We start from the raw sequence: 338 nt of genomic DNA, 5'->3' as shown, positions 1-338 counted from the left end.
GCATCAATTGAAGATGCAATAAAACTTTTAGGTGAACCTGTAGATAAAAATATACCAGGTACAACATTGAGGTTTAAAACTGCATCAATAGATATAGATGAAAAAACAAAGAAAATTATTGATATTTACCCATATAAATCTGATTACAAATCGACATTTGTAACGGTAAAGAACACGCTAGGTAAACCAATAAAAGAAAATTTTGAAGAAAAGGTTACGGAACGTTCATTAACATACCAATGTGGGGATTATGAAGTAACATTTTACTTTGGCTCTGAATCAAGTAGTAATCCAGTTTTGAATTTTTATTCTCTTGATAAAATAAAATAACTAAAAAA

Annotated in this window: 1 protein-coding gene; it reads left to right on the top strand. The window is 28.1% G+C overall.

Going from position 1 to position 338, the window contains the following annotated elements:
- A partial coding sequence (locus tag V7056_RS19745; protein ID WP_499704095.1) for a DUF4309 domain-containing protein occupies positions 1-330 on the top strand: 330 nt, incomplete at its 5' end.
- Positions 331-338 lie beyond the last annotated feature (8 nt).

Origin of the sequence: Bacillus sp. JJ664, assembly GCF_036962205.1 — a bacterium.
In the GTDB taxonomy this organism is placed as follows: domain Bacteria; phylum Bacillota; class Bacilli; order Bacillales; family Bacillaceae_G; genus Gottfriedia.
The sequence above is the reverse complement of the archived record's forward strand: the minus strand, read 5'-3'. Positions and strand labels throughout refer to the sequence as shown.